General features: G+C 74.5%; 7 protein-coding genes. All 7 read left to right on the forward strand.

The features are described 5' to 3' along the window. Positions 1-13 precede the first annotated feature (13 nt). Complete coding sequence (locus IH00_RS0130555) at positions 14-1,111, forward strand: phosphotransferase (RefSeq protein ID WP_031079245.1); 1,098 nt, start codon at positions 14-16, stop codon at positions 1,109-1,111. Between the two features lie 154 nt (positions 1,112-1,265). After that, a complete protein-coding gene (locus tag IH00_RS0130560) occupies positions 1,266-2,582 on the forward strand; it encodes an aminotransferase family protein (protein WP_031079250.1) in 1,317 nt (438 codons plus the stop codon). Further along, positions 2,579-4,357 (forward strand): 1-deoxy-D-xylulose-5-phosphate synthase N-terminal domain-containing protein, encoded by a 1,779-nt coding sequence (locus tag IH00_RS0130565; RefSeq protein WP_052411747.1) that lies wholly within the window; start codon positions 2,579-2,581, stop codon positions 4,355-4,357. Before IH00_RS0130560 ends, IH00_RS0130565 begins: the two co-directional genes overlap by 4 nt. After that, the gene (locus IH00_RS0130570) at positions 4,338-5,714 is read left to right on the forward strand and encodes a glycosyltransferase (protein ID WP_031079254.1); all 1,377 of its coding nucleotides are present in this window, start codon (positions 4,338-4,340) and stop codon (positions 5,712-5,714) included. The genes IH00_RS0130565 and IH00_RS0130570 overlap by 20 nt, the downstream gene beginning before the upstream one ends. Beyond that, positions 5,711-6,544: an SDR family oxidoreductase gene (locus tag IH00_RS0130575; RefSeq protein ID WP_031079255.1), complete on the forward strand. Its 834-nt coding sequence runs from the start codon at positions 5,711-5,713 to the stop codon at positions 6,542-6,544. Before IH00_RS0130570 ends, IH00_RS0130575 begins: the two co-directional genes overlap by 4 nt. After that, positions 6,541-7,191 carry a DUF1349 domain-containing protein gene (locus IH00_RS39105; protein WP_052411748.1) on the forward strand — a complete coding sequence of 217 codons (651 nt, stop codon included), beginning with the start codon at positions 6,541-6,543 and terminating at the stop codon, positions 7,189-7,191. Before IH00_RS0130575 ends, IH00_RS39105 begins: the two co-directional genes overlap by 4 nt. Continuing rightward, the coding region (locus IH00_RS0130585) for an MFS transporter (RefSeq protein WP_052411749.1) at positions 7,188-8,380 on the forward strand (1,193 nt) is incomplete at its 3' end. The genes IH00_RS39105 and IH00_RS0130585, both read left to right, overlap by 4 nt.

Genomic DNA, 8,380 nt, shown 5'->3' on the forward strand with positions numbered 1-8,380 from the left:
CGAAAGGAACCCGATGACCGTCGTCGCCCCGGCAGGAACCGAGGAGTGGGTACGCCAGGTCCTCGCCGCCCACTGGGGCGAGGCGTGGGCCGGGAGCGGGCTCCGCCCGCTGACCGTCGGAGGCGCGGCACCGCTCACCCACACGGCGGGGCTCTGGCGGGTCGCCGCCCCCACCGGTCCCCACGTTCTCAAGGTGCAGCTCAACAGCGAAGCGGCACGGCCCGGCCCCTTCTATCCGCTCAAGGACCGTGTCATCGGGCACTGCCGTCGCCAGGGGGTGCCCGCCCTGCCCGTCGTACCCGCCGCCGACGGCAGCCCCGGCGTCCGCCACGGGGGCCTCGTCTGCGAGCTGTCGCCCTACTCCCCCGGCACCCGGGCGAGCGGCACGAGCGGGGCGGAGGCCGTCGCCATCGTGGAGGCCGGACTGGCCCTGCGGGAGGCCCTGGACACCTTGCCGCCGGACGTGGCGGGGGAACTCGCCTCCGTCCACCTGCCCCTGCTGGTGGAGGAGGAGCACTGGCCGGCCGCCCTGCGGGACGCCGAGCGACGACTGCTGCCCAAGGCCGAACGCGGTACGGACCGGTGGCACCGCGCCGCGGCCGGCGTGCTGCGCGAACTGCACGCGGCCGCACCGCTGTTACGGTCGGCCCTCGCCAGCGGCCATGGAACTGCGGTCCGTGCGGCGGCCACCCGCCCGGCCGTCGTCCACGGCGACCTGCACATCCACCACTTCCTCCTCGCCGAGCGGGGCGAACCACGAGTGGTTGCCCTGCTCGACTTCGACAACCTCCACGTCGACGACCGGCTGCTGGACCTCGCATGGGTGGCCGACACCGCGGTCCTCGCCTGCGGGGACGATGCCGGAGCGGCCCGTGACGTCATCACCCGGTTCGTCGACGCCGGGCGGCGCCGCGGACTGCTGCGCCCGGGGGACGAGGAGCTGCTGATGCCGGTGCTGATGGCGCACTCGCTCCCGGTCGTCGTGGACATCGCCAAGGACATCCTCGACCGCGCCGTCCTCACCCCGCAGTGGCTCGCCTACTTCGACCTGCTGTCCCCGATGCGCAGGCTCGCCGTCCACGAACTGCTCACCGGCGTGGCGTCCCGCTGACCTCCGGCCCCTCGCCCCACCGCCCCGTACCCCTCGACCCGGTGCGCCGCCCCGTACACCCGCGCACCGGACAGGCCGCATTGACCACCGCCGCAGCACTCCCCTCCCCCGCTTTCTCCGTTCGTCCGTTCCTTCGTCCTTCCAAGGAGTCGTAGTGACCACCACCCGACCCGCACCGCTGTCGTCCTGGCCCTCCGACCTCTCCGCGTTCTGCTTCGAGGTGCCGCACTCGGAGGAGTCCCTGCTCTTCGAGTCCGGCAAGGGGGTGCGCCTCTCCGACGCGGCGGGACGCAGCTACCTGGACGCCCTGTCCGGTGTCTTCGTGACGTGCTTCGGATACGACTGCGAGCCCATCGTCCGCGCCGTGACCGACCAGTTGCGCACCCTCCCCTTCAACCCGCCGCTGCACGGAACCAACCGTGCCGCCCTCGAACTCGCGCAGGGCCTCGTCGACCTGGCGCCCGCCGGCATCACGGCCGCCAAGCTCGTCAACGGCGGATCGGAGAGCGTGGAGGCCGCGATACGGCTGGCGCGGCTCCACCACCGCTCCCGGGGCAACCCCGGCAAGGTGAAGATCCTCAGCTACTACCACGGGTACCACGGAGCCACCTTCGGTTCGCTGACCCTGACCGGACGGCCCGACGTCACCCGCTTCGGACCCGGCCTCCCGGGTGTCGTGCACGTCTGGCCGCCGGACTGCCTGGAGGCCTTCTGGGACGTACCGGCGGAGCAGTCCGGCGCCCTCGCCGCCGCCATGATCGAGCGGACGATCGAGGCGGAGGGGCCGGACTCGGTGGCGGCGCTCGTCATCGAGCCCGTGATCCACCTGCGCGGCATGGCCATCCCGTCCGCGGACTACCTCGCCCGGGTCCGGGAGGTGTGCGACCGCCACGGTGTCCTGCTGGTCTTCGACGAGATCGTCACCGGCTTCGGCCGGACCGGCCGCCCCTTCGCTGCGCAGACCTTCGGCGTGACGCCCGACATCCTGTGCGTCGGCAAGGGGATCTCCGGCGGGTACGCACCGCTGGCCGCCGTGCTGATGGCCGAGCACATCGCCGAGGGGCTCGGGGAGAAGGGCGGGCCGGTGTCGTTCGCCCCGTCGCACACCTACGCCGCCAACCCGCTCGCCTCCGCCGCCGGGCTCGCCGCGGTCACGCTCTTCCGCGAAGGCGGCTACCTCGACCGGATCCGTGAGCTGTCCGCGTACACCGAGCCGCGGCTCCGTGCGGTCGCCGGGGACCGCGGCACCGTGCGGGCGGTGGGCCTGCTGTACGGCATCAAGCTGGCCGGCGGCGGTGAGCGCCTCGGTGAGCGGGTGGCGTCCGCCTGTCTGCGCCGGGGCCTGATCATCCGCGGGCAGGACGACTGGGTGGTCCTCGCGCCGGCGTTCGTCACCACGACGACCGAGGTGGACGAGATCGTGGGCGTGCTCGGCGAGGCGCTCGACGAGGTCTGCGGGGCCGGCCGGTGAACGACCTGCACGAGCGTTTCGCCGGGCCCGCGCGTGACGCGCTGCCCCGGCTCACCGCCGCCGAACGTGCCGTGGTCGTCCGGGAGCTGGACGAACTGGAGCACGGCGACCACGGCGGGAACTCCCTGCTGGACGGTCTGCGCAAGGTCGCCGCACAGGTCCCCGAACGGCTCTACACCAACAGCGCCGAAGTGCTGCTGCGGATGCACGAGATCGCGGGCTCCGGGAACCTCCAGAGCAACCTGTCGTCGCTGTCCCTGGTGCGTGCCTGCTTCGCCCTGGGCCTGGTGGACGACGGCGACGGGGGCGGCCCTGCCGAGCTGGTGGTCGGCCGGGGGCACATCGCGCCGGCCTTCTACGCCGAGCACTACGTACGGGGGGCGCTGCCGTTCGCTCCTCTGGCCACGCTGCACCAGGACGGCCTGACCGGGGTCGTCCACCGCGACCTCGGGTTCCGCAACACGATGCGGTACAGCCTCGGTGTCGGTGTGGCCCAGGCGGTCAGTCTCGCCTGGGAGCTGACACGGCGCGGGGAGGACCGCAAGGTGGTCTGCCTCGCGGGGGACGGCGAACTCCACGAGGGCGCCGCCTTCGAGGCGCTGCGCTTCGCGCACGACGCGGGGCTGACGAACCTGGTCCTGGTCGTCGACGCCAACGCCAAGGGCATCGAACCGCTGGCCAAGCCGGTGAACACCGGATATCTGTCGGCCTACCTGGGCCGGCTGATGGAGGTCGACGGCTGTGACGACTGGGCCGTCGAGGCGGCGCTCGGGGCGCTGCTCACCCTGCCGGGCCCGGCGGTGCTCGTCTGCCGCACCCGCAAGGGCGACCACAGCTTCAAGCCTGCGGGAGCGGCGGCCGCGGCGGGCCCGGTGTCGTTCGCCTCGACCGCCGGGCGCATGCTCGCCGCGCACCAGGAACGTACGGGGCGGGACCTGGCGGTCTTCACGCCCGACATGGCCGCCCGGTTCGGCCTGCGGGGGCACGTCCCGTACACCAACACGGGGCTGGCCGAGACGCTGACCGTGGGCATGACGCTGTCCCTGCCCGACGACACCACCAAAGTGGTGGCCACCGACGCCATGTACTACATGGACTCGATGAGCATGCTCACGGAGGCCACCACCAGCGTGCGCAACCTGCTGGTCCTGGCCGGACGGAGCTGGGGGGCGTGGGGCGGCGCCCACAACGCCACCAACCTGCTCGGCCTGCTGCTGCACACACGGGTGTACGAGCCGGTCACCGCCGCCGAGTTCGCCGCGTGCCTGGACCGGCTCGGCCGGGACCCGGCCACCACCCACGTCGTCAGCATGGTCGACGCGAAGTTCGCACCGCCCGCCCGTGACTGCGCGGCCGACATCGACGCGGGGGTGTGGCTCACCCCGCCCGGCGGCGCGCCGGCCGCGCCGGACGCGGTCGTGGTGACGTTCGGCTACGCGGGCGTGCTGGTGGACGAGGCCAACCGGGACCTCGGCGTCCCGCACCTGCACTGCGCCGCGCTCGACCCGCGGCTCGGGCCGGCCGACCTCGGAGTCCTGTCCCGTGCCCGCCGGATCCTGAGCGTCGAGTACAACGGCGCCGACGGTGGCTTCGGGGAGCGGCTGCGCTCGGAGCACCTGCTGCCGGTGGAGGTCCACGCGGTGCGCCGGGACATCGCCAACCGGGTGCACCAGCGTCAGCTTCCGCTGCACGGGATGAGCGTCGGGATGCTGCGGGAGCGCCTCGCCGCGCTGCTGGAGAGCCGGGAGGCGGGGCATGCGCCTGCACACGCATGACTACCGGGCGCCGGACACGGACGGCATCGTCGACGGTGCGATCCTCATGCACCGGGAGATGTCGCAACTGCTGGCGCGCCGCGGCTCCGTCGCGCTGCACGACCTGACGGCCGGCCCCCGCTGCGTGGCCGGCCTGGGCGGCGGCGACGTCGTGTACGCGGGCTCGGGCCCGTACGCCTTCCTCTACCACCACTGGCGGGAGCAGTGCGGCGGTGACTTCCGGATCGTGCGGGAGGTGCACACCGCCCTGTGGTCGGGCTACTGGGCGCAGGAGGAGCTCTGTGCGCCGCTGGTCCGCCCGGGCGACATGGCGTTGTTCCCGACCGAGTACACCCGCCGGCTGTTCCTGCGGAACTTCCCCTCCGTCACGGCGTCCGGGTCCGCGGTGGCCTATCCCATGCTGGACCGGCTCCCGCGCCGCGCCCCGCGTGCCCTGCCGCCGGCCGGCCGCCCGCTGCGGATCGGTTACCTCGGGGCGCTGTCGCTGGCCAAGAACTTCGACCAGGTGCTGTCGGTGTTCGCCCGGTGCCACCGGGAAGCGGGCGGCGGGGTGAGCCTGGTGTGCGCCGGCAAGCCGAACGACCCCCGCTGGGAGGCCGGCCGGGTCCGCGCCGTCCTGCGGGAGGCCGGAGTGGCCGAGGGCGCGGTGCGCATGGAGGGCGTCCGGCCGCAGGAGCGGCTGACGGAGTTCTTCGACGCGATCGACGTGCTGCTGTTCCCGAGCACGGCCTCGCGGGAGACCCTGGGGCGGGTCGTCCTGGAGGCCCTGGCCCATGGCGTCCCGGTGCTCGCGGCCGCCGTCGGCCCGGCGGTCGAGCTGCTCCCGGCGCGCAACCTCGTCACCACCGCCCTCGACACCAAGGGCACGTTCGACATGGGCCGCGTCGGCCCGCTGGGCCGCGTCGACGAGGACGCGCTCGTGGAGAAGCTGCTCACGCGGGACATCGAGCCGGCGGCGCTGCGGTCGGTGACGCCCTACACGGACAGCACCTTCCTGCGGACGCTCGCCGGGCATCCGCTGCCGGTGCCGGCCGACCCCGACCGGGTCCTGCCCTCGGCCGTCCGCGTCGCGCCCCGCACCGGATCCGGTGCGGCTGCGGACGCCGCGGTGGCCACCGCACTGTTCCGTGACTTCTTCGAGCACCGCGACGGTGCCCTGACCGCCGCCCTGGACGCGCGGGCCGCACGCACCGGGCGCGACGACCCGGCCCTGCGCCGCGTCGTCGCGGCGCCGCAACGCAACCTCGCCGACTACCGCGCCTTCCCGCGCCTGCTGGACGCCCTGGTCCTGCCCCCGCTCACGTACACGCTCGCGCCCGCCGAGGTGGGCGCCGCCCTGACAGGAGACACCCCATGACAACGGATCACGACGCACCCCTGAGCGGACGGGTGGCGCTGGTCATCGGCGGCGGCCGCGGCATCGGGGCCGCGGTGGTGGAGGCGTTCGCCCGGCGCGGTGCGCACGTGGTGGCCGCCGACACCGACCGGCTGCCCTCCGCGTTCAACCACTACCGCTCGACGTCCGTCACCGGCTGGACCGAGGCGCGCGACCTGGCCGACCGGCTCACCGCCAAGGGACTGAGCGTCACGGCGGCCGAGGTCGACGCCACCGACGAGGAGGCGGTACGCACCCTGTACGCGGGGATCGCCGACGGGCCGGGCCGGCTCGACACGGTCGTCAACGCCTTCGGTGTGACCCATGTGAGCCCGGTGGAGCGGATGGAGCTGACCGAGTTCCGGCACGTGGTGTCCGGCAACCTCGACGGCGTGTTCCTGTCGTCGCGGGAAGCGCTTCCGCTGCTGCGCTCCTCGGGGGGCGGCTCCATCGTCAACTTCTCGTCCGTGTCGGGGCGTTCGGGGTTCGCGAAGGTGGCACACTACTGCGCGGCCAAGTTCGGGGTGGTCGGCTTCACGGCCGCGCTCGCGCAGGAGGTGGCGAAGGAGAACATCCGCGTCAACGCCGTCTGCCCCGGGATCGTCCGGTCCAACATGTGGCGCTATCTGCTCTCGGAGTTCGTCCGTCCCGGCGAGTCCGAGGAGGAGTGCTGGGAGCGCATGAGGTCAATGATCCCGCAGCGGGAGTTCCAGACCCCCGAGGACATCGCCGGGCTCGTCCTCTACCTGGCGTCCGCCCCCCGGGTGACGGGACAGGCGATCAGTGTCGACGGCGGGATGACGGCGCCGTGACCGCGCACGCCGCGCCGGGCGCTCCCGCGGCGACCACCGCGGGGGACTCCGCGGCCGCCCCGGAGGAACGCGACCTCCCCTTCGACGGCGCCGACTGGTCCTTCTCGGGCCCCGGTGCAGTGCCCGTCCGTGATCCGCACGCCCTGGAGATCCTCGCCGAGCGTGGCTGCGACCTGTTCACCATGCCCGGGTCGTACGAGGCGTCCGGCATCCCGCTGCTGGGGCGGACGGTCACCGGTGACCACACGTTCCGGGTGGGGGTCACCGTCCGGGGCACGGCCTTCGGCGACGCCGGTGGCATCGTCGTGCACGACGACGGCGGCTGGTTCAAGGTGTGCGTGGAGCGCACCCGGGCCGGCGGCTGGGCCGTGGTCACGGTCGTCTCGCGACCGGTGTCCGACGAGGCCGTCGGCCCTGCCCTGGCCGCCCCGCGCGCCGAACTGCTGGTGACCCGCGAGGGCCGGCGGCACGCGGTGTTCTGCCGTGAGGAGCAGGGCGGGGAGTGGCGTTTCGTCCGCACCTTCTTCGGCTCCGGCGCGGGGGACGTACGGATCGGGCTGTTCGCGCAGGCGCCGTTCTCCGCCGCCTGCACGGCCGTGTTCTCGGTGCCGCGGTACGTCCCCGCCGCACTGGCCGACCGGCGGTGAACGCCTCCGCCACCCGGCGCGCCGCCGTCGTGGCCGGCCTGGCGCTGTCCGTGCTGCTCGGCGCGGTCACCGCCGCCCTGGGCGCGGCACTGCCGCTGCTGCGCGCCGCGTACGGCTCCGGGGACGGTGGCGGCGGTACGGAGGTCGTGGTCGCGTACAACCTGGGTGCGCTGCTCGCGCTGCTGGGTTCGGGGCGGCTGGAACGACGGCTTCCGGCGAGTTCGCTGGTGTCGTGGTACCTGGCGGCCTTCGCGGCCGGGTGCGCCGGCATGCCGTCGGCGCCCGCCTGGTGGGTCCTCACCGCCTGGGCGCTCGTCGCCGGGGTCGGGTTCGGCGGTCTGGTGCTGTACGCCAACGCCTGGTTCGGCCGTGCCGGCGGTGCCGCGGGCGTACGCGGCCTGGGCGCGCTGCACGCCGCGTTCGGCGCCGGGGCGACGGCCGGACCGCTGCTGGTGGGCGGGACCGGAGCGGTGCGGGAGCTGCTGTGGGCGGTCGCGGTACTGGCCGTGTGCTGCGTGCCGTTCCGGCGGGCCGGCGACCCCGGGGCCGACGGCGCCGGCCCGCCGGAGGCCGGTTCCCCCGGCTCCGTGCCGCCCTGCCGCGGCACGGCGCCCGCCGGGCCGGGTGCCGGACCCGCCGCGCCGGGGTGGCGCCCGGCGGCCGCGGAAGCCGTTGCGCCGCGGGGGCTGCTCGTGGCGTGTGCCGCGGCCGCTTTCCTGTACGCGGGGCTCGAGGCGGCCATCGGCGCCCTGGAGGCGACCCACCTCTCCGCAGCCGGGCACACGCCCGAGGACGCCGCACGGCTCAGTGCGCTGTTCTGGGCGGGCCTCACAGTGGGCCGGCTGCTGCTGCCGCTCGCGGCCGGGTGGGTGTCCCCCGTCCCGCTGGTGCTCGGGGCCCTGTGTGCGGGCGCCTGCGCGCTGACGGCCGCGGCCGCCGCCGGGCTCGCGCCGGCGGCGTACGCGGTGGCCGGGATCTGTCTGGCGGCCGTGTTCCCGACGCTCCTCGCCTGGGCCGTCACGGTCCTGCCGGGTCCCCGGCGCATCAGCGGTGTGCTGCTGACGGCCAACCTGGCCGGCAGCGCGGTCCTGCCGTTCGTACTCGGCCGGCTGACCACCGGGGCCGTGCCCGCGTCGATCCCGCTCGCGCTCGCGGCGCTCGCCGTGGTGGCCGCCGTACCCCTCGTACC

The sequence above is a fragment of the Streptomyces sp. NRRL S-118 genome (assembly GCF_000716335.1).
Lineage (GTDB): Bacteria > Actinomycetota > Actinomycetes > Streptomycetales > Streptomycetaceae > Streptomyces.